Source organism: Mesorhizobium sp. B4-1-1, from assembly GCF_006439375.1.
In the GTDB taxonomy this organism is placed as follows: domain Bacteria; phylum Pseudomonadota; class Alphaproteobacteria; order Rhizobiales; family Rhizobiaceae; genus Mesorhizobium.
Genome location: NZ_VFTH01000006.1, coordinates 40,536 through 59,785 on the forward strand (window position 1 = coordinate 40,536; position 19,250 = coordinate 59,785).

At 64.1% G+C, this 19,250-nt stretch carries 20 protein-coding genes; 9 read left to right on the forward strand and 11 right to left on the reverse strand.

Going from position 1 to position 19,250, the window contains the following annotated elements:
• Window positions 1-107 precede the first annotated feature (107 nt).
• The 6 genes from FJW10_RS10490 to FJW10_RS10515 all read left to right on the forward strand — a co-directional run bounded on the left by FJW10_RS10490 (window position 108) and on the right by FJW10_RS10515 (window position 6,089).
• Complete coding sequence (locus FJW10_RS10490; RefSeq protein WP_246674219.1) at window positions 108-776, forward strand: L,D-transpeptidase; 669 nt, start codon at window positions 108-110, stop codon at window positions 774-776.
• Window positions 777-940: 164 nt separating this feature from the next.
• On the forward strand, window positions 941-2,107 hold the full coding sequence (locus tag FJW10_RS10495) for a diphosphate--fructose-6-phosphate 1-phosphotransferase (RefSeq protein ID WP_140900047.1): 1,167 nt from the start codon (window positions 941-943) through the stop codon (window positions 2,105-2,107).
• A 14-nt stretch (window positions 2,108-2,121) separates the two neighbouring features.
• Complete coding sequence (locus FJW10_RS10500; protein WP_140900048.1) at window positions 2,122-2,868, forward strand: MBL fold metallo-hydrolase; 747 nt, start codon at window positions 2,122-2,124, stop codon at window positions 2,866-2,868.
• A gap of 186 nt (window positions 2,869-3,054) precedes the next feature.
• Window positions 3,055-4,593, forward strand: coding sequence for a DegQ family serine endoprotease (locus tag FJW10_RS10505; protein ID WP_140900049.1), 1,539 nt, complete (start codon window positions 3,055-3,057; stop codon window positions 4,591-4,593).
• A 113-nt stretch (window positions 4,594-4,706) separates the two neighbouring features.
• Window positions 4,707-5,318, forward strand: coding sequence for a molybdopterin-dependent oxidoreductase (locus tag FJW10_RS10510; RefSeq protein ID WP_140900050.1), 612 nt, complete (start codon window positions 4,707-4,709; stop codon window positions 5,316-5,318).
• 24 nt (window positions 5,319-5,342) lie between these two features.
• Window positions 5,343-6,089, forward strand: a complete 747-nt coding sequence (locus FJW10_RS10515) for a ferredoxin reductase (protein WP_140900051.1) — start codon at window positions 5,343-5,345, stop codon at window positions 6,087-6,089.
• A 13-nt stretch (window positions 6,090-6,102) separates the two neighbouring features.
• On the opposite strand, the gene FJW10_RS10520 is transcribed toward FJW10_RS10515, so the two are convergent.
• Genes FJW10_RS10520 through FJW10_RS10540 form a run of 5 tightly spaced genes read right to left on the reverse strand, consistent with a single transcriptional unit; the run spans window position 6,103 to window position 10,605 of the window.
• Window positions 6,103-7,575, reverse strand: a complete 1,473-nt coding sequence (locus FJW10_RS10520) for a nucleotidyltransferase family protein (RefSeq protein WP_140900052.1) — start codon at window positions 7,573-7,575, stop codon at window positions 6,103-6,105.
• Window positions 7,575-8,252 carry a glycosyltransferase family A protein gene (locus FJW10_RS10525; protein ID WP_140900053.1) on the reverse strand — a complete coding sequence of 226 codons (678 nt, stop codon included), beginning with the start codon at window positions 8,250-8,252 and terminating at the stop codon, window positions 7,575-7,577. Before FJW10_RS10525 ends, FJW10_RS10520 begins: the two co-directional genes overlap by 1 nt.
• Window positions 8,252-9,004: a glycosyltransferase family A protein gene (locus FJW10_RS10530; protein ID WP_140900054.1), complete on the reverse strand. Its 753-nt coding sequence runs from the start codon at window positions 9,002-9,004 to the stop codon at window positions 8,252-8,254. The genes FJW10_RS10525 and FJW10_RS10530 overlap by 1 nt, the downstream gene beginning before the upstream one ends.
• Window positions 9,005-9,050: 46 nt before the next feature.
• Window positions 9,051-9,803 (reverse strand): glycosyltransferase, encoded by a 753-nt coding sequence (locus tag FJW10_RS10535; protein ID WP_181177489.1) that lies wholly within the window; start codon window positions 9,801-9,803, stop codon window positions 9,051-9,053.
• Window positions 9,772-10,605, reverse strand: coding sequence for a serine kinase (locus FJW10_RS10540; protein ID WP_246674202.1), 834 nt, complete (start codon window positions 10,603-10,605; stop codon window positions 9,772-9,774). The genes FJW10_RS10535 and FJW10_RS10540 overlap by 32 nt, the downstream gene beginning before the upstream one ends.
• Window positions 10,606-10,620: 15 nt before the next feature.
• On the opposite strand from FJW10_RS10540, the gene FJW10_RS30755 reads away from it, so the two are divergent.
• Window positions 10,621-10,824: a hypothetical protein gene (locus FJW10_RS30755; RefSeq protein ID WP_246674204.1), complete on the forward strand. Its 204-nt coding sequence runs from the start codon at window positions 10,621-10,623 to the stop codon at window positions 10,822-10,824.
• Window positions 10,825-10,885: 61 nt separating this feature from the next.
• Here the strand turns inward: FJW10_RS30755 and FJW10_RS10545 are convergent, their stop codons facing one another.
• A complete protein-coding gene (locus FJW10_RS10545; RefSeq protein ID WP_140832469.1) occupies window positions 10,886-11,314 on the reverse strand; it encodes a PqqD family peptide modification chaperone in 429 nt (142 codons plus the stop codon).
• A gap of 614 nt (window positions 11,315-11,928) precedes the next feature.
• On the opposite strand from FJW10_RS10545, the gene FJW10_RS10550 reads away from it, so the two are divergent.
• Both FJW10_RS10550 and FJW10_RS10555 read left to right on the forward strand, forming a co-directional pair.
• The gene (locus tag FJW10_RS10550; protein ID WP_140831980.1) at window positions 11,929-12,135 is read left to right on the forward strand and encodes a DUF680 domain-containing protein; all 207 of its coding nucleotides are present in this window, start codon (window positions 11,929-11,931) and stop codon (window positions 12,133-12,135) included.
• Window positions 12,136-12,205: 70 nt separating this feature from the next.
• On the forward strand, window positions 12,206-12,439 hold the full coding sequence (locus FJW10_RS10555) for a DUF680 domain-containing protein (protein WP_140900056.1): 234 nt from the start codon (window positions 12,206-12,208) through the stop codon (window positions 12,437-12,439).
• 94 nt (window positions 12,440-12,533) lie between these two features.
• Here FJW10_RS10555 and ugpC read toward each other — a convergent pair whose 3' ends face one another.
• The 5 genes from ugpC to FJW10_RS10580 all read right to left on the reverse strand — a co-directional run bounded on the left by ugpC (window position 12,534) and on the right by FJW10_RS10580 (window position 19,040).
• Complete coding sequence (gene ugpC / locus FJW10_RS10560) at window positions 12,534-13,646, reverse strand: sn-glycerol-3-phosphate ABC transporter ATP-binding protein UgpC (RefSeq protein WP_140900057.1); 1,113 nt, start codon at window positions 13,644-13,646, stop codon at window positions 12,534-12,536.
• Window positions 13,647-13,679: 33 nt separating this feature from the next.
• Complete coding sequence (locus FJW10_RS10565; RefSeq protein WP_140900058.1) at window positions 13,680-15,344, reverse strand: alpha-glucosidase; 1,665 nt, start codon at window positions 15,342-15,344, stop codon at window positions 13,680-13,682.
• Window positions 15,345-15,348: 4 nt separating this feature from the next.
• The gene (locus FJW10_RS10570; RefSeq protein WP_140831986.1) at window positions 15,349-16,503 is read right to left on the reverse strand and encodes a carbohydrate ABC transporter permease; all 1,155 of its coding nucleotides are present in this window, start codon (window positions 16,501-16,503) and stop codon (window positions 15,349-15,351) included.
• A gap of 1 nt (window position 16,504) precedes the next feature.
• A complete protein-coding gene (locus FJW10_RS10575; RefSeq protein WP_140900059.1) occupies window positions 16,505-17,518 on the reverse strand; it encodes a sugar ABC transporter permease in 1,014 nt (337 codons plus the stop codon).
• Between the two features lie 166 nt (window positions 17,519-17,684).
• Window positions 17,685-19,040: an ABC transporter substrate-binding protein gene (locus FJW10_RS10580; RefSeq protein WP_140900060.1), complete on the reverse strand. Its 1,356-nt coding sequence runs from the start codon at window positions 19,038-19,040 to the stop codon at window positions 17,685-17,687.
• Window positions 19,041-19,250: the final 210 nt, after the last annotated feature.

Consider the following 19,250-nt stretch of genomic DNA (forward strand, 5'->3'; position numbering starts at 1 on the left):
GGTGCATGCGCGAGTTGCCGCAAAGTCTGACGCCGCCTTCGAGCGGCGCCGCAATCGATACTGAAATTCAGCTTTCCCGCCGCGCCGTGCTTTCCGGCGCTGGCGCCATGGCGCTGCTCGGCCTGGCCGGCTGCAGCACCACCGACACGCTCGACCTGCCGCAAATGCAGCTCGACAACACCGTCACCGGTTCCGTGCCGCCCATGCGCCCGGCGATCAGCGTCGACAAGAACATCACCGGCCCCGACGTCATGTACGCCTCGCTCGCCGATGGCGGTTTCCAGGTGCCGGAGGTGCCGTGGCAGAAGGTCAAGCCGCAGTTCCGCCGCCAGATCGTCGTCGACAAGACCGGCGAGGCGCCCGGCACCATCGTCGTCCACTTGCAGGAGCGCATGCTCTATCTCGTCCAGCCGGGCGGCGACGCCATCCGCTACGGCGTCGGCATCGGCAAGGACGGCTTCCGCTGGTCCGGCCGCGCCAACATCCAGTACGGCAAGGAATGGCCGGTGTGGACGCCGCCGCCGGAGATGATCCAGCGCAAGCCGGAGCTGGTGAAATGGCAGGGCGGCCAACCCGGCGGCCTCACCAACCCGCTCGGGGCGCGCGCGCTCTACATCTACCAGAACGGCAAGGACACCGGCTACCGCATCCACGGTTCGCCCGAATGGTGGAGCATCGGCCAGGCGATGTCGTCGGGCTGCGTGCGCCTGATCAACCAGGACATCATCGATCTCTACAGCCGCGTTTCCAAGAAGAACCCGGTCGTCGTGGTCTGATCTTTTCGGGGCGGCCGACCGGCCGCCCTCTGTTCTAGCTTGAGCATGATCCGTTCCGAAAACCGGTTTCCACTTTTCGGGATCATGCTTCCCACTCCCCCGTTGCGCGATGCGGCAAGACAGGCGAAGGTGCCCTGAAAACCTTCGCCTCGGGAGTAGAAAACATGGCCGGAACTTTCGTCATCGCACAGGGCGGCGGCCCGACCGCGGTCATCAACCAGACGGTCGTGGGCGCCACGCTGGAAATCCGCAAGCGTCATCCCGGCGCCAGGGTGCTGGGCTCGATCCACGGCGTGCGCGGCATCCGCGACGGCAATTATGTCGACCTCTCCGCCATCCCCGAGGACCAGCTGCGGCTGATCGCCGGCACGCCGAGCGCCGCCCTCGGCTCGACCCGAGACAAGCCGGACGCCGCCTATTGCGAGGTCATCCTCAGCGGCCTGAAGAAGGCAGGCGCCGACGCCTTCATCTATATCGGCGGCAACGACACGTCGGGCACGCAGCAGATCCTGACCGATGCCGCCGGTGGCTCGATCGCCTTCGTGCACGCGCCAAAAACCATCGACAACGACCTCGAGGAGAACGACCACACGCCGGGCTTCATCTCGGCGGCCGAGTTCGTCGCCGGCGCGTTCCTGTCGGTCGATCTCGATTTCCGCGCGCTGCCCGGCATCTATGTCGGCATCGTCATGGGCCGTCACGCCGGCTTCCTCACCGCAGCCGCTGCCGCCTGGCAGCTCGATCCCGACAGCGGCCCGCATCTGGTCTACGTGCCGGAGCGCGCCTTCTCGGCAAAGCGCTTCATCGATGAAGTGCGCGAGAAGCTGGATCGCCACAAGCGCTGCATCGTCGCCGTCTCGGAAGGCGTCAGCACCGCCGACGGCAAGGCGCTGGTCGAAAGCCTGGTGCCGCCGGACAAGCTCGAGCGCGACCAGCACGGCAACGTCAAACTGTCGGGCAGCGACCTGCCTGCGGCGCTCGAACGCGCTCTGGCCGAAGGCCTGCCGGGCAAGCGCGCGCGGGTCGACGCGCTGGGCTACATGCCGCGCGGCTATGTCGGCGCGATCAGCGCCGTCGACGCCAAGGAAGCCTTCGACGCCGGCGCCTTCGCGGTTGCCGTCGCCGGCGAAGGCGGCGGCTCGGTCGCGATCCAGTATGACGGGTCGAAGACCGTGCTGAAGAAGGTGCCGCTGAAGGCGGTGGCCGGCAAGACGCGTCACATGCCCGACGATTTCATGCAGCCGGACGTCAACCAGCTTTCGGACGCCGGCATGGCCTATCTCAAGCGGCTGGTGCCGGAAAAGTACAAGGTCGGGAAGCCGTTCGTCTGATGGGCGGCGGCCCGATGCCCGAGCTTGAGGTTGGCGACTGGTTCGGCAAGGCAAAAGTCGATGCCGTGACCACGATGCTGACCGAACCCTTCGTGCATGATTTCGTGCGCGCCAATATCTGGCATCTCAAGGGCCGTGACGCCGATCTGCTGGTCGATACCGGTATGGGCATTCGCCCGCTGGCACCCGAGATCGACACGCCGGCCGGCAAGCCGCTCATCGTCGTCGCCACCCATATCCATCTCGACCATGTCGGCTCGCTGCATGAGTTCCCGCTTCGCATGGGGCCGAAGATGAGCGCTGCGCGGTTCGACGACATGGATGACGCTGCCACCTACGCGTATATGTTCCACAATCTCGACGGTGCCGTCTCGAAGCTGCCGGCGCCGGATTGGACGGCGGCTGACTATCGCATTCCTCCCGCCCCGCTGACCCGTGCGCTCGACGAGGGCGATATCGTCGATCTCGGCGACAGGAAGTTCCGCGTGCTGCATCTGCCCGGACATTCGCCGGACTCGATCGCGCTTTTCGACGAGGCCGACGGCGTCTTCTTCGCCGGCGACGCCATCTATGACGGCATGCTGATCGACGACCTGCCGGATTCGGACCGCACGGCCTATTGCCGCACCATGCAGCGCCTGCTCGACCTGCCGATCCGCCTCGGCCATGGCGGCCACGGACCGAGCTTCGATGCCGCCCGCATGCGCGAAATGGCCTCGTCCTACCTGCGCCGCCGGGAGCGGTTCGTAAGCGCCCTCTGAATTAAATCTTCGTAAGGTCGCCTCAAAACCCTAATTATGGCAACTAGGCGTCCTAGATGCGTGTCTGTCGAGACGGCCGGCTGCCATGCACGGCGAGACAGGCAAATCCGGTCATCGGCACGTCGACGGACGATCCCGTGGGAGCGCCCGCGACGCCGGATCAACGCTCGCCCGGACAGAACGACCATGTCACCCTCAAGCATTCTTCGCAGACATCGCGTCGCCGCCCTGTTGGGCGCCGCGCTGATCATTTCGCCCGTCATCGTCTCCTTCGCCCAGAGCAATGCCGGCCTCAGTACCGTGGCCGCGACGACGCAGACGCCGGTCGCCGGCATCACCGCTCCGAACGGCTCCTTCGCGCCGGTCATCGCCGTCACCAAGCCGGCCGTCGTCACCATCACTTCGGTCATGAAGGCACAGCCACAGGACGAGGGCTCGCCGCTCGGCGGCAATGCGCCTTTCGACCAGTTCTTCCAGCAGTTCTTCGGTGATCAGGGCATGCCGATGCCGAAGGCGCCGCCGCAGCAGCAGGGGCAGCGCGCCGAGGCGCTTGGCTCCGGCTTCATCGTCGGCGCGGACGGCACGATCGTCACCAACAACCATGTCGTCGACGGCGCGAGCTCGATCAAGGTGACCCTCGACGACGGTACCGAGCTTCCCGCCAAGCTCGTCGGCCACGACGCCAAGAACGATCTGGCGGTGCTCCAGATCAAGGCCGACAAGCCTCTTCCGACCGTCAAATGGGGCGATTCCGACAAGCTGATGACCGGCGACCAGGTATTGGCGATCGGCAACCCGTTCGGCATCGGCACCACGGTTACCGCCGGCATCGTTTCGGCGCGCGGCCGCGACCTGCATAGCGGACCGTTCGACGACTTCATCCAGATCGACGCGCCGATCAATCACGGCAATTCCGGCGGCCCGCTGGTCGACGTCAACGGCAATGTCATCGGCATCAACACGGCGATCTATTCGCCCAATGGCGGCAGCGTCGGCGTCGGCTTTGCCATCCCGTCGGACCAGGCTGAGAAGGTCGTCGCCAAGCTGATGAAGGGCGGCGACATCGAATACGGCTATCTCGGCGTGCAGATCCAGCCGGTCACCCAGGATGTCGCCAGCGCCATCGGCCTCGACCATCCGGGCGGCGCACTGGTCTCGGCGGTCACGCAAGGCTCGCCTGCCGCCAAGGCGGGCATTGAGACCGGCGATGTCATCACCGGCTTCGCCGGCCAGGAGGTCAAGGATCCGAAGGATCTGTCGCGCGCCGTCGCCGATGTGTCGCCGGGCGCCAAGGAAACGCTCGATGTCTGGCGCAAGGGCAAGGCGATGCAGATTTCGGCCGATGTCGGCCGCAACAGCGACGATCAGAAGACCGCGTCGAACGGCAATGAAGGCGGCAGTCCGTCGGTCGGGCAGAACCTGCGCGTCCCGTCGCTCGGCCTCGGCCTGACCGACCTCACGCCCGACATCCGCGACCAGCTCAATCTGGCGGGCAACCAGCGCGGCGCCGTGGTCGAGCGGGTCAATCCGGACAAGGCGGCTTCGGTAGCCGGCATCCAGCCCGGCGACGTCATCGTCGGCGTCGACCAGATGCCGGTGAAGACGGCCCGGCAGGCCAACCAGGCGATCGCCGAGGCGGGCAAGTCCGGCAAGAAGTCGGTGCTTTTGCTGATCGATCGCGGCGACGCGCAGATCTTCGTGGCCGTGCCCTTCGCCGCCGGCTGACGAACGCATGGCGACCTGCCGGAAACCGGCAGGTCGCCGAGATTCCTGTTGCCCGCGGCGATATCTTCGAGAACACTGCGCCGATCGTTGCTGCCGGCGCAGGAGGCGTCTCGATGGTCACGCGTGGTTTCTTTTCTGGACGGCGTCCCCCTTCCGACACCGACGCGCGCATTCCGCCCGGCCAGTATCTGGAGCAGGGTTTCCCGGTTCTGTCGGCCGGGCCGACGCCGCGGGTGCGCGCCGAGGACTGGTCCTTCACCCTCAAGCAGGGGCCGCGGCCGCTCAAGAAATGGAACTGGGTCGAATTCAACGCCCTGCCGCAGAGCAAGATGACGCGCGACATCCATTGCGTCACGGCCTGGACCAAGTTCAACACGCCGTGGCAAGGCGTGATGATCGACGACATCCTCGCCGATGCCGGCATCGAGCCGCCGACCGCCTATACGCTGGCGCTGTCCTTTGACGGCTATTCCACCAATGTCCCGACCAAGGACCTCGTCACCGGCAAGGCGATGGTGGCGCTGCTCTATGAGGGCAAGGCGATCACGCCCGATCATGGCGGGCCGGCGCGGCTCCTGGTGCCGCATCTCTATTTCTGGAAATCGGCCAAATGGGTGAACGGGCTTCAGTTCACCGAGCGCGATGAGCCGGGCTTCTGGGAACTGCGCGGCTATCACATGTATGGCGATCCCTGGCGCGAGCAGCGCTATTCCAGTGACCCGTGAGGGGCGATCTGTGAGCAGCAATCGATGACCGCCGAGCCGTCGCCGCAATCGCCTTGGCAGGCAGCCACGATCACCCGCATCGAAAAGCGCACGCCGCGCGTCACCAGCTTCTGGTTCCAGCCGTCGCGACCCTTCGCCCATCTTGCAGGGCAGCATGTCGACATCAGGCTGACGGCGCCGGACGGCTATCAGGCGCGCCGCTCTTATTCCATCGCTTCGGCGCCGGAAGCAGGTGGCGGCATCGAGCTCGCGATCGAACGGCTCGACGACGGCGAGATCTCGCCCTTCTTCCACGACGTGGCGGCGGTCGGCGACGAGATCGAACTGCGCGGGCCGCTGGGCGGCCATTTCATCTGGGAGGAGAGCGACGGCGGGCCGATCCTTCTGGTCGGCGGCGGCTCGGGCGTCGTGCCGCTGATGGCGATGCTGCGCCATCGCACGCTGCGCAACAATGCGGTGCCCGTCGCGCTGGTGTTCTCGGCGCGGGTCTGGGACGAGGTGATTTTCGGCGATGAGCTGGTCGGCCTCGACGATCGTCGCGACGGATTCGATCTGGTGCTGACGCTGACACGCGAGCCGGCGAAGAGGCCCTCCGACTATTCCCGGCGCGTCGACGCCCGCATGATGGCGCAGGCCATCGAGCGTCTGCCAAAGACGCCGAGGCTCGCCTATGTCTGCGGCTCGAATGCATTCGTGTCGGCCGCCGCCGACGCGCTGATCGGCGCCGGCGTTCCGGCGGGGTTGATCCGCACCGAGCGTTATGGCGTCTGAGGCGAGCCTCGTCTCATCCGGGTCGGGAGAATCTTGCCGAAACGAGCTGGAAAGGCAGCGCGCCATAGATGGCGACGGCTTGCTCGTTGTCCCAGACGCGAAACTGTCGTGACGGCCGCGCCTCCAGCACCAGGGTCCGTCCCGTCCGGTCAAGCTCCACCTTGCCGCGAAAGCGCAGCATCCGCTCCCCGCCGGAACGGCTGATCGCCATCGAGCGCAGCCGGGCCACATGCCGGCCGCCCGCATTGATCTCCATTTCGATGCGTCGCCTGACCGGCGGAACGACGATGCGCACGACGAGATCGAGCATCATCTCGCCGGCTTCGCCCTGCGGTTCATCCAATGCCTGCGAAAGCACGAACGGCGCCGGCCCGCCGGCTGCCTTCGCGGTCATCGACTTGCCGCGCCACACGATGTTCGGCTCGGTCTGCTTCAGCCGGCCTTTCTTGCGCCGCAGGCGCAGCTGCTTCGCAAATCCCCGCGACAGCCAGGTCAGCGCCCCGAAATCGGTGCGCGGCTTGGCCTGCAGGACGGATGACAGGCGCGCCGCGCCGCGCCGGTCGGCCATGTCCACCACCTGCGCCAGGACAGCTTCCGGCACCGCGATGCCGATCTCCAGCGCGAGGTAGGAAAGCGCGACCGCCGCGGCGACGGCGAGGCCGCGCCTGGCGATGACGTCGAGGAATAGCGCCCAGTCGACATCGCCGCCCTCGATGGCCACGGTGCAGTCGACCAGCCAGTCGCTATGCGTATGCGCGTCGAGGCCGCCATGCGCGATGGCCAAGGCGATGCGGTCGGCAGGCGAAGGAACGACCACGCTGACCTCGCTGAATTTGGCGGCAATCGCGCGGCGCCAGATCGCGAGGTCGTCCTCGGCGTTCTGCTGCGAGCCGTCATAGGCGAGCTGATGTAGGTCGATGTCGCCGTAATTTCCCTTGAAGAAATTCATCGAGCGCAGAGATGCCAGCCTTGTGCGCAGATATTGCGGGGAAACGCCGGTGGCGATCTGCCAGCCGCGGTCGCGCAGCACATCGAAAGCCGGCTGCATATCGTCGGGTCGCACCAGTATATCGATGTCGTGCGCCACGCGCCCGCGCTGCGCGGCGGCGTCGAGCGCAATGCGGCTGGCGCCCTTGATCAGCATCACCGTGCAGCCGCCATCGACCATCGCCTTCAAGGCCGGCTCCGCCTCGCGCATGGCCATGCGCGACTTGGTCCACAGCATCTTCTGCAGGCCGACCAGGCGCGGATAGGCGGCGTGGCCGGCAAGCTTGCGTCCGAACCTGTCGGAAATCGCGGCAAGCAGCCGGTGTTCCCTGAAGGAGACATGGTCGATGTCGTTCTCGTCCAGCCACCTTTCGGCGCAAAGGCGCGCCGCTTCTTCATCGGGCAGAAGCGCTGCCTTGAGCAATTGGTCGAGCGAGCCGGTCGGCCAGGACCAGCCATAGTCTGGAAAACGCTTGCCGATGCGACGGATCTTCGCCATCAGCTGGAACCGGCCTTGCTTTGCGCCCGTCGCAGCATGGCGAGCCGAGCCACTTCCAGGTAGCCGCGGTCGCGTGCCGCATCGCGCCCGTAGGACAGGCTTCCCGGCCGGATCCGCCGCAGCGCCAGGACGTCAGGCATCATGTCGAGGACAAAACCGCTTTCCCGCGCGCGGGCGATCCAGTCGATCATCTCGCCACGGCCGCCCGGCGGATCGATCATCGGTCCGACGCTCTGCGCGGCCGCTCGGCGCATCAGCATCGTCGAGCGCGACCAGCCGGGCGTTGCGGTCGGGGCCATCGCATAGGGCTCTCCGTCGCGGAAACTGCGTATATGGGTGAAGACCCCCGATGTCCCGGGAAGCCGTTCGAGATGGGCAAGCTGCGCGGCGATCTTTCCGGGCAGCCAAAGGTCGTCGGCATCGAGCGTGGCGATGAAGGGCGTCGACAGCGCGGCGATGCCGCGGGTGGTCGCGCTGCCCGGCCCGGCATTGTCCTGGCGCAAAAGCTTGAGCGGCAGGTCGATGCCGCCGACAGCGGTGGCGAGATTGTCGGTCGAGCCGTCATCGACCACCACGACCAGTTCGGGCCGCAGCGTCTGCGCCGCCACCGATCGCAGCGTCTCGGCGATCGTGGCGCTGGCGTTGTAGGCCGGAATGACGACGCCGTATCCGCTCATCACATGAACCGCCAGTCCGCGAGTTTCTTCAGTTCGAAGATGCCTTCGATCGGCTTGAGCGACGGGTCGGCCCTGCGGCGCTTCATCGACTTGTAGATCGCGCGCATGAACTCGCGCGACTGTACGTCATCCTGCCTCGTCATGTTGCCGGCGTGCCGCCGGTAATAAAGCGCCAGCGTGTCCGGGAGCAGGTATCGGGGGCCGACCTCGAAGCTGCGCAGCAGAAAGTCCGTATCTTCGGCCTGGACGAAGTCCTCGTCGAAACCGCCGAGCCGGTCGACCAAACGGCGCGAGAAGATCGCGGCCGACAGATGAATGCCGCGAATGGTGATGCTGTTGCAGTCTGGTGCCGGCTCCAGCGTCTGGTCATCGATCCTGTCGACCAGCATCATCCTGGAATAGGTGAGATCGAGAGCGCGATCCTTTCGGAAAAGCTCTATGTCGGCGGCGAAGCGCCCTGGTGGCGAGATGTCGTCGGAATCCAGAAAGGACACCAGCTCGGCCTCCGGCTCGAGCTGTCTCAGTCCGCTGTTGCGGGCCCGGGTCACGCCCATGTTCTCCTGCTGAAACAGCCGGATGCAGGATGCTTCGTCCATCATCGCGCGTACGGCTTGAGCCGAACCGTCGGTCGAGCCGTCGTCGATCACGACGATATCGAGATCGGCGGCGTCGCGCTGCCTGAGCAGCGAGCGGAGTGCTGCGCCGACGTAGGTCTCGCGGTTGTGTACCGGCATGATCACGGAGAGCTTCATCTGTGCCCCCCGAACTGTCTTGTGTGGTCCAGCCCCCCGGCGTCCATCACATACCCTGCCAGTTGGGTGGGCTCTTATACTCGAAAATGCCCGGAGCCTCGCGCAGCGACGGATCCGCCTTGCGCCGTCGTATCGATTTGTGGATCGCCCGCAGATGGTCGCGGAGCCTGCCGTCATGCTGCCGTGTCGCGTTCCCTGCATGACGCCGATAGTAGATCGCGACGTTGTCTAGCAGCTCGTAACGGGGATCCGTTTCGAAGACGCGCAGCAGATAGTCTGTGTCCTCTGACAACGCGAACTCCTCGTCGAACCAGCCGATGCGATCGACAAGCGCCCGGCCGAACAGGGCGGTGCACAGCGAGAGCCCGCGAAGCGTCATGATACGGCTGTTCGCGGCCGGCTCCAATGTCTCGTCGTCGATCCGGTCGACCAGCGCCATCAGCGAGTAGGTCAGATCGAGGCCGGGACGCGTTTCGAAATGAGCGAGGTCGGCCTTGAATCGGCCGGGAAGGGAAATGTCGTCGGAATCGAGGAAGGACACGAAGCCGGCGTCCGCCGGCAATTGCCGCAGCCCGGCATTGCGGGCGCCGGCAACACCCATATGCGTGTGTTGGAACAGGCGTATGCAGGGGTTCTCGTCCATCATCGCGCGAACCGCCTCGGCCGAACCGTCCGTCGAGCCGTCGTCGATCACGATGATGTCGAGGTCGACGGCGTCGCGCTGCCTGAGCAGCGAGCGCAGAGCCGGGACGACGAAGCGCTCGCGGTTATAGACCGGCATGATCACGCTCAGCTTCATCGGGCGCCCGCGCAAGGAAATCCGCAATCGTGTCGGCGATCTCCTTCGGATGCGTCCCGAGGTAAAGCCGGTAGCATGGCAGCAAGCGTGTGAGATCGCTGAAGAAGCGAAACCCGCTTTCCCGCTCGCCAGGCATCTGGGCAATGCCGGAGGGCGCCAGCGCGATGAGGGCATCCTTGCGCGAAATCGGTGCGATCGAACTCGTCTTTCCGCCACTGATATGTGGCACCATCAACGCAGAAATGTCCAGACTCGCGCGTACTGGCCGAGGCGCGATCTCGTTAATGTGAAAGGCATGCTTGCCTTGCCAGTTGAGCGGTCGGTCGGTTCCCAGCCGCCTTCCCAGCCCGAGCCGGGCGAAACCCGGCTGATCCTGTTTCAGGATCGAAAACAGCGGTCGCGCGGTCACGCCGCCGGAAAGGTCGATCAGCACATAGTCGTCGCCGACGCTGTCCAGCCCGTTGAGCAGTCCCGCAACGACGGTTCCGGATTTTCCCGCGCCCCCGGCGCCTGCCAGCAGCACGCCCTTGCCATCGAGGCCAAGCGTGCCGGCATGGGCAAGGCGCATGCCGCGCGCGGCGTATTCCCAATGCAGGAAGGCACGCAGCGGCGCCCCTTGCTCCCAGGGCGGAAACGCGTCGGGGGACCGCATCAGCTGGACGCCGATCCGTCGGTCGGGGTCGTAGACCTGCCAAAAATCCAGATCGTGGTAATGATGGCCGCGCAGCCCCACCTCGGCGAGTCTCTGGGCAAAGCCGTGTTCGGTGAAATGCGCATCGCCCCAGCTTGCCGGCACCGGCATGTCGCCGACGCCTGGATGGCCGACGAAGACATGGCATTGACGGGAGTCGCGCGGATCGCCGCCGGCTTCGATGAAAGCCTGGCCAAGGGCATCCGCGAGCGCGCCGGGCTCGAGATGCGCGATCAATTCCAGCCCTGGCAGGCGGACAGTCCGCTGGACCGGGAATTGCCCGGCCGCGCTCTCGGCGGCGGCGAGGAGGAAGCGGGCGTAGTCCGGTAGGGTCTCGAGCGTGACGCGTGGCATGGTCTGTTCCAGCCTGACCTCGCCCTTCGCCGGTCGCTCAGGAAACCTGCTTGACGGCCGGCCAGCCGAGCGGTTCCTCGACTTCGTGGATCGGATCGACGGTAATGAGGTCGGCAAGGTCGTCATGGACGCTGACATTGAGCGGCTCGCGCGCCGCCGCCAGCGCCGCCGGCAAATCGTCGGAAGAGGGCAGCGGCATTGCGCCGGAAGGCGCTAGCAGCCCAAACTCGACCAACTGCCCAATGAAGGACTCGAACGCGGCGGCGTCGATCCTGGCAGCGCCCGCCGCCGATCGGATCAGCGCTTCGGTGCCGACACCCGAGGCCAGCGCCTGCCATACCTTGCTGCCGGAATCGGAGAAGCCGAAATACTTGCCGTTGGAGAGGTCGAGCACGACAGCTTCGCCGTCGAAGGATTCGAAGACAATGTCCTTGCTCGCAACGGCATAGACGTCGGAAAGAGGCATGTCGTTGACCCCGCTGCAATTCCAGCCGGCGGCTGCGCCGGTCCATCGTTGCCTGACCCCTGCACAACGCCTGTAAACACTCGGTCCTTGCTTGGCAAGGCAAGGCGTGCCGGCGCCATCTCGACCTTTCGGGGTTTAGTTCGCGGTTCGAGCCTGGATCTCGAGCGTCGACAGGGGACAGCCGCGGCGCTTTCGGCACGAACGCCCCCTTGGCCCTCGGTCGAAACACTGTCCCGATGCGAAGCCGAATCGGCCCGCGGAACGCGGGTGGGATGGTTAATAGTATCGAAAAGTGACTATTAGGGGATTCTAAAATCGAACTGAACGGTTCGTTTCTGTTGACGGTGCGTGCAGGATGGTGTGAACGTTCGCCTTCCGATACATTTGGTGAGCCAATCTTATAATCGGATTAAAATATTGATTTAATGGGATAAAAATAAAGTCATAGGCATGCTTATGAAAACTTCAAGATGCGGATTCATGGTCCAGATGGAAAAACTTCGTGATTGGAATCCGGCAGTCGCCTCACCCAAATCAGCGTTGTCCGAACGACGCGATTTCATTCCCAAGACACGCCGCTAGACGGACTGAATAAAGATACTGGAGTAGCAAAAATGAAAAAGATTGTTCTCACTGCCGCAGCCCTTCTGGCAATTTCTGGCAGCGCTTTCGCTGGTAGCGACCATTACAACCCGAACGAAGCCAATCAGGCGGCCGGCAAGGTCGACTCGTCCTACACGGCTTCGGTCCACCAGTCTGCGCCGGCCACTCAGCAGCCTGCCACGACGGGCGCCGACCACAACCTGTTCGGCAACAACTAACAACCGACCTTGAACCGGCGGCGGGCTCGCCCGCCGCATCGGTCGGATCACAAGATTCAGGAGCACTGAAATGAAGAAGATCGTTCTTGCCACGGCCGCTCTGTTGGCCGTTTCCGGCGCTGCTTTTGCCGCGGAAAGCGGCCATACCGGTGACGTAGGCGCCAGCCAGCCGGCTCCCGCCGTCGACACCACGCGCACGTCGTCGATCAATACCGACTCGACGGTCTACAAGCTGTTGAACTCGTCGAACGACGTTCACAAGTCGGCCCCTCAGGGCACCGACCGTAACCTCTTCGGCCGCTAACAACTTTAGACGATATACGAACAAAGAGCGGCGGGCCTTGGCCCGCCGTTTTTCTTTTCCGCAACGACCATGCGTCAGCCGGAGCGGTTAAGCGTCAGGCAGCCTTTGCTTCCTCGCGATGCAGCGTGAAGGAATGGCCGTCGGCGTCGAAGATGTGCAGATCGCCGCCGCTGGCGTTGAGCCGCAAGGTCTCGCCGCGCTTGACCTCGACATTGCCCGGCAGCTTGGCCACCAGCGGCAGGTCGGTGCGGCCGATATCGACATAGACGAGCTGAACCTCGCCAAGCTGCTCGATATAGTCGACCTTGCCTTCGAACAGATAGTCCGTACCTGTGGCGATCGCGAGATCCTCCGGCCGCACGCCGAAGCTGACCGCGGAGCCATTCGCCGAGGCCGGCGTCGCGATCGGCACCGTCGCCTTGCGGCCGCCGACATGGCTGACCACGGTCGGATTTCCGGCCTTCTCGATCTTTGCCGGCAATATGTTCATCGCCGGCGAGCCGATGAACTGGGCGACGAACAAATTGCCCGGACGCTTGTAGAGCTCCATCGGCGTGCCGACCTGTTCGATATAACCTTCCTTCAGAACCACGATGCGGTCCGCCAGCGTCATCGCCTCGACCTGGTCGTGCGTGACGTAGATCATGGTGGTGTTCGGCATCGATTCCTTGAGCTTGGCGATCTCGATGCGGGTGGCGACGCGAAGCGCGGCGTCGAGGTTCGACAGCGGCTCGTCGAACAGGAACACCTTCGGGTTGCGCACGATGGCGCGGCCGATGGCGACGCGCTGGCGCTGGCCGCCCGACATCGCCTTGGGCAGGCGGTCGAGATACTTGGTCAGCTGCAGGATCTCCGCCGCCTGGCGCACGCGCTTATCGATCTCGGCCTTGCTTTCCTTGCCGATCTTCATCGAGAAGGCCATGTTGTCGTAGACCGTCATATGCGGATAGAGCGCATAGGACTGGAACACCATGGCGATGCCCCGCTTCGACGGCGGCACGTCGTTCACCACCTCGCCGTCGATCTTCAGCTCGCCCGAGGTGATCTCCTCGAGGCCGGCGATCGACCGCAGCAAGGTGGATTTGCCGCAACCCGACGGACCGACGAAGACGATGAACTCGCCCGATTTGATGTCGAGGTCGATGCCGTGGAGAATGTTGAGGTTGCCGTATGATTTCTTCACCTGGTTCAGCGTGACATCGGCCATGTTTTCTCCTCCCAATGATTTCCGTTGCAATGTTCAGTCGACACGCCCGAACCAGGCGCCATAACCGCCGAGGCGGACCGGCCCGGTGCCAGTCTGTCCCGAAAAGCCATGCCCGGGCAAGGGTTGCAGCGCGCCTTTGCCGAGATCGATCTCGGCGGCCTTGCCGCCGAGGTTGAAGGCGCAGACGATCCGCTCATTGCCCTCGCGGCGCGTGAAGGCGACGGTGTCGCCATCGCTTTCGATGAAGTCGATGTCGCCCTTGGCCAGCGCCGGATGCTGGCGCCGGAAGGCGAGGAAGCGGCGGTAATGTTCGAGCAGCGAGCTTGCGTCGCCTTGTTGCACGTTGACGGCCTGCGACAGGTGTTTGCCCGGCACCGGCAGCCACGGCTTGGCGGTCGAGAAACCGCCATTCTTGGCGGTCGCGTCCCACACCATCGGCGTGCGGCAGCCGTCGCGGCCCTTGAACTCCGGCCAGAACCGGATGCCGTATGGATCTTGCAGGTCTTCGAATTTCAGCTCTGCTTCGCCAAGGCCGAGCTCTTCGCCTTGATAGATGCACACCGAGCCGCGCAGCGACATCAGAAGTGCCGAGATCACCTTCAGATAGGCGGTCGGGTCCGCCTCGTTGGCGGCCCAGCGCGAGGCGACCCGCATCACGTCATGGTTGGAGAAGGCCCAGCACGACCAGCCGTCGCTCGCGACCGTGCCGAAGGCCTCCAGCACCGCGCGCACCTTCGCCGCGCTGATCTTCTCCGGCGCCAGGAAGTCGAAGGAATAGCACATATGCACGCGCTTGCCGTCGGCGGTATAGGCGGCGACCACCTCGAGACCGCGTTGCGAGTCGCCGACCTCGCCGACGGCGGCCTGCGCCGGATATTCGTCGAGAAGGGCGCGGAACCGCTCCAGGAAGCCGAGGTTCTCCGACCGGCTCTTGTCGTAGATGTGGTCCTGATAGTTGTAGGGGTTGACCGCCGGCGCCGTCTGGTCGTTGCGCTGCTCCGGCGGCAGCGGAGGATTGTCCTCCAGCCCCTGGCTGTGGAAGTAGAAATTGATCGTGTCGAGGCGAAAGCCGTCGACGCCGCGCTCCAGCCAGAAGCGGGTGATATCGAGCAGCGCATCCTGGACTTGCCGGTTGTGGAAGTTGAGGTCCGGCTGCTCGGCCAGGAAATTGTGCATGTAATATTGCTGGCGGCTGGTGTCCCACTGCCAGGCCGAACCGCCGAAGATCGACAGCCAGTTGTTGGGCGGCGTGCCGTCGGGTTTTGCGTCCGCCCATACATACCAGTCGGCTTTCGGATTGTTACGGCTGGAGCGGCTTTCCTTGAACCAGGGGTGGATGTCGGCGGTGTGCGACAGCACCTCGTCGATCATCACCTTGAGGCCCAGCCGATGGGCTTCCGTCACCAGCGCGTCGAAATCGGCGAGCGTTCCGAACATCGGGTCGACGTCGCAATAATCCGACACGTCGTAGCCGAAATCCTTCATCGGCGATTTGAAGAAGGGCGAGATCCAGATGGCATCGACGCCGAGCGAAGCGATGTAGGGCAGGCGCCGCACGATGCCCTGCAGGTCGCCGATGCCGTCGTCGTTGGAGTCCTGGTAGGAGCGCGGATAGATCTGGTAGATCACCGCGCCCCGCCACCAGTCGCGATCGACGGCGGGGTCTGGTCTCGAAGTCGCCTTCAAAGCCGATTGCATGTCTTCAACCTCCTTTCACCGAGCCGGCAAGCAGCCCGCGGACGAAATAGCGCTGCAGCGAGAAGAACACGATCAGCGGCACGATGATGGTGATGAACGCCGATGTCGTCAGGATCTCCCAGTTGCCGCCGCGCGAGCCGAGCAGCGCGTTGAGCTTGGCCGTCAGCACGATCTGATCGGGCGCCGTGCCGAGGAAAACCATTGCCACCAGGAGATCGTTCCATACCCACAGGAACTGGAAGATGGCGAAGGACGCAAGCACCGGGAAGGACAGCGGCAGAACGATCTTGACGAAGATCTCGAAGTCGCTGGCGCCGTCGATGCGCGCCGATTCCATGATCTCGCGCGGCAGGCCGGCAATGTAGCTCCTGAGCAGGTAGATGGCGAAGGGCAGGCCGAAGCCGGTATGCGCCAGCCAGATGCCGAGATAGGTCTTGGACGGCACGCCGAAGAAGGTGCCGACGCCGTTGTAGAGCTTGAGCAGCGGGATCAGCGACATCTGCAGCGGCACGACCAGCAGGCCGATGATGACGGCAATCAGCAGCGCCCGGCCCGGAAAGCGCATCCAGGCCAATGCATAGGCCGCGAAGGCTGCGATGAGGATGGGGATGATCGTTGCCGGGATGGTCACCGTCAGCGAGTTCATGAACGAGCGGCCGATGCCTTCGGAAAACAGCACGGCATCGTAGTTGTCCGTGGTGAATTTCGGCGGCGCGGAGGAGGCGAAATAGACGCGTTGGCCGCGGTCGCCCTCGAAGGCCTTCGGTGACGACAGCACGAAGCCGCCATCGGCATTCATCTGCAGCGTGACGCCGTCATTGAGGTCGGCGACCGACCCCGCCTTGTACTGCGTCGGCGCGGAAGATTTCACGCCGAAGGCGCTGATCTCGCGCTTGGGGCCATCGCCGAAGATGTTGCCCTCGATGACGTATTTGCCGTCCTTCTGGGTTTGCGCCGACGCCGCGGGAAGCCGCCCGGCCTCGCTCTGGCTGGAACTGGCAAAGGAGTTCCACCAGCCGGCGGCGACGATCTGGTCCTTGTCGCGCAGCGACGAGACGAGAATGCCGAGCGTGGGAATGGTCCAGATCACCACGAAGACGAGCACGGCGATGTGGACGCCGAAGCGGCCGGCGAAGGATTTTCCGGTCCTGGCGGCCATCTCAGTGCCCTCCCGTCTCTTTGTTGGCCTGGCGGATGTTCCAGATCATGATCGGGATGACCGCGATCATGATGATGATGGCGATCGTCGCGCCGCGGCCGAAATCGCCGCCGCCGCGGAACATCCAGTCGAACATCAGATTGGCGAGCACCTGGCTGTTCCATTGGCCGTTGGTCATGGTCAGCACGATGTCGAACACTTTCAGCACCAGGATGGTGATGGTGGTCCACACCACTGCGATCGTGCCCCATATTTGCGGCACCATGATCTTCCAGAAGATCTGGAACGGGTTGGCGCCGTCGATCACGGCCGCTTCCAGCGTCTCTTCCGGAATGCCGCGCAGCGCCGACGACAGGATGACCATCGCAAAGCCGGTCTGGATCCAGACCAGGATCATCATCAGGAAGAAATTGTTCCAGAACGGCAGCGATATCCACACCTGCGGCTGGCCGCCGAAATACTGGATGATGGCGTTGAGCAGGCCGATCTGCACTTGGCCCTCGCCACGATACTCGTAGATGAACTTCCAGATCACGCTGGCGCCGACGAAGGAGATGGCGAGAGGCAGGAAGATCAGGCTCTTGGCGATCGTGCCCCACCAGATCTTGTCGGTGAGCACGGCGATGATCAGCCCAAGGAAGGTGCAGGTCGCCGGCACCACCGCCAGCCAAAGCACATTGTTCAGGATCGAATTGCGGAAATCGTGATCGCCGAGCGCCCATTCATAATTGGCTAGGCCGACGAAATTCTCTCCGCCGCGATCGAGAAAGGAGAGCCTCAGCGTCTCGACGACCGGGTAGATCAGATAGATGGTAAGGATGATCATCGCCGGGCCGACGAACAGCCAAGGCCGCACCAGTCCCTGCCGGCGCAGATTGTCGACGGCGGCGGCGCCCGCGACGCCGCGTGACGGGAAGACAAGATCGAGCAGTTTGTTGGCGCCCCAGAAATAGGCGACACAGCCGCCGACGCCGATGATGATGACGAATATGGCCGAGAAAATCTGAGTCGCCATGGGTCCCTCTCCCTGCGCATGACCGGTCAGCCAGGGCTGGCGATCGGATGCACCGACTTTCGGTTATTCGGAACAATCGAAACGCGAAGGCTTCCGGCGTTGACCGCCGGTCGGATCCGGGCCGTAGCCCGGATCCAGGTGGAGGATTAGGAGGATTTCAGGATGCTTACTTGATGGCATCCCAGCTTTTCTGGATGTCGGCGGCGACGTCCTGCGCGGACTTGCCGCCAACCAGGTCGATCATGCCGGTCCAGAACGAGCCCGCGCCGACCTTGCCCGGCATCAGGTCGGACCCGTCGAAGCGTACAGTCGTGGCGCCGACCAGGATCTCGCCCTGCTTCTTCAGCGCGTCGCTGCCATAGGCATCCTTGTTGGCTGACTTGAAGGGCGTGACGAAGCTCTTCTGCGCCATCCACAATTCATGCGCGAGCGGCATCTCGAGGAATTTGATGAACTCGCGCGAGGCCTTGGAATCCTTGGTGATCATCACCAGCGTGCCGGCCACTTCCAGCGGCGTGCCCAGTTCCGGCTTGGAGGCGTAAGGCGGGTAGGGGAAGAAGTCCGCGTCCTGGCCGAGCTTCACGTTTTCCGGGAAGAAGGAGGGGATGAACGATGCCTGATGGTGCATGTAGCACTTGGGCGGCACGGTGAAGAGGCCCTTCGGGCTGTCGCGGAAGTCGGTCGCCGCCACCGCCTTGGCGCCGCCGTCCACCATCTTGTCGTCGGTGGCGATCTTGCCGAAGATGTCGATGGCGTTGACCACGGCCGGGTCGGTGAACGGGATCTCGTTCTTCACCCATTTGTCGTAGACTTCCGGCGGCTGGGTTCTCAGCATGATGTCCTCGACCCAGTCGGTCGCCGGCCAGCCGGTGGCGCCGCCGGAACCGAGCCCGATGCACCAGGGCTTGCCGCCGTCGGCGATGATCTTCTTTTCGAGGTCGGCGAGTTCTTCCTGGGTTTTCGGCACCTTGTAGCCGGCCTCGTCGAAATTGTCGGGCGAGTACCAGACCAGCCCCTTCACGTCGATCTTGTAGGGGAAGGCGTAGAAGCCGGGCTTGCCGTCCTTGCCATTATAGGTCCCGAGCTTGGCCCAGGAGTCGCCGGCGGCGTAATTTTCCTTGATCCAGGCGGCGACGTCGTCGCCCATCGGGGTCAGCACGCCCTTGGAAGCAAGGTCCTGTATGAGGCCGGGCTGCGGCAGGACGGCGATGTTGGGCGGGCTGCCGGCCTGGGTGTCGATGACGATCTGCTGCTCATAGTTCTCGGACGAGGAATATTTCACCTCCGCGCCGGTGGCCTCGGCGAAATAGTCGAGAACCGAATGCACAAGCGTCTCGTCCTCGCCGCGCCACGGCCCGAAGATCGTCAGCGTCTCGCCCTTGAGATCGACCTTTTTGAGGTCGTCGTAGTTCGCCCAGTGAAACTTCGGATCCTCGCCCGGCTTGAACTTCAGTTCGGCTTGCGCCGGCAGGCTGAGGGTGAGTGCCGCGAAGGCCGCACCCAAGAGAAGCATTTTCTTCATCGCAAGTCCTCCCAGTGGTCACAAACAGGACGAAACCTCCATTTCGTCCGCCGACGCCCGCGGAACTGTGACTCAGCGAAAGGGCAACCGCAACCTTTCGAAGAGACTTCCAAAGCGCTTTGGCTATTTTGATCTCGCCATTGAATTGCTCGAGAGTCAAGTGGGAGAGTTTATAAATCGATTTAAATCTCTCGGGATAAAGTGAGAAAG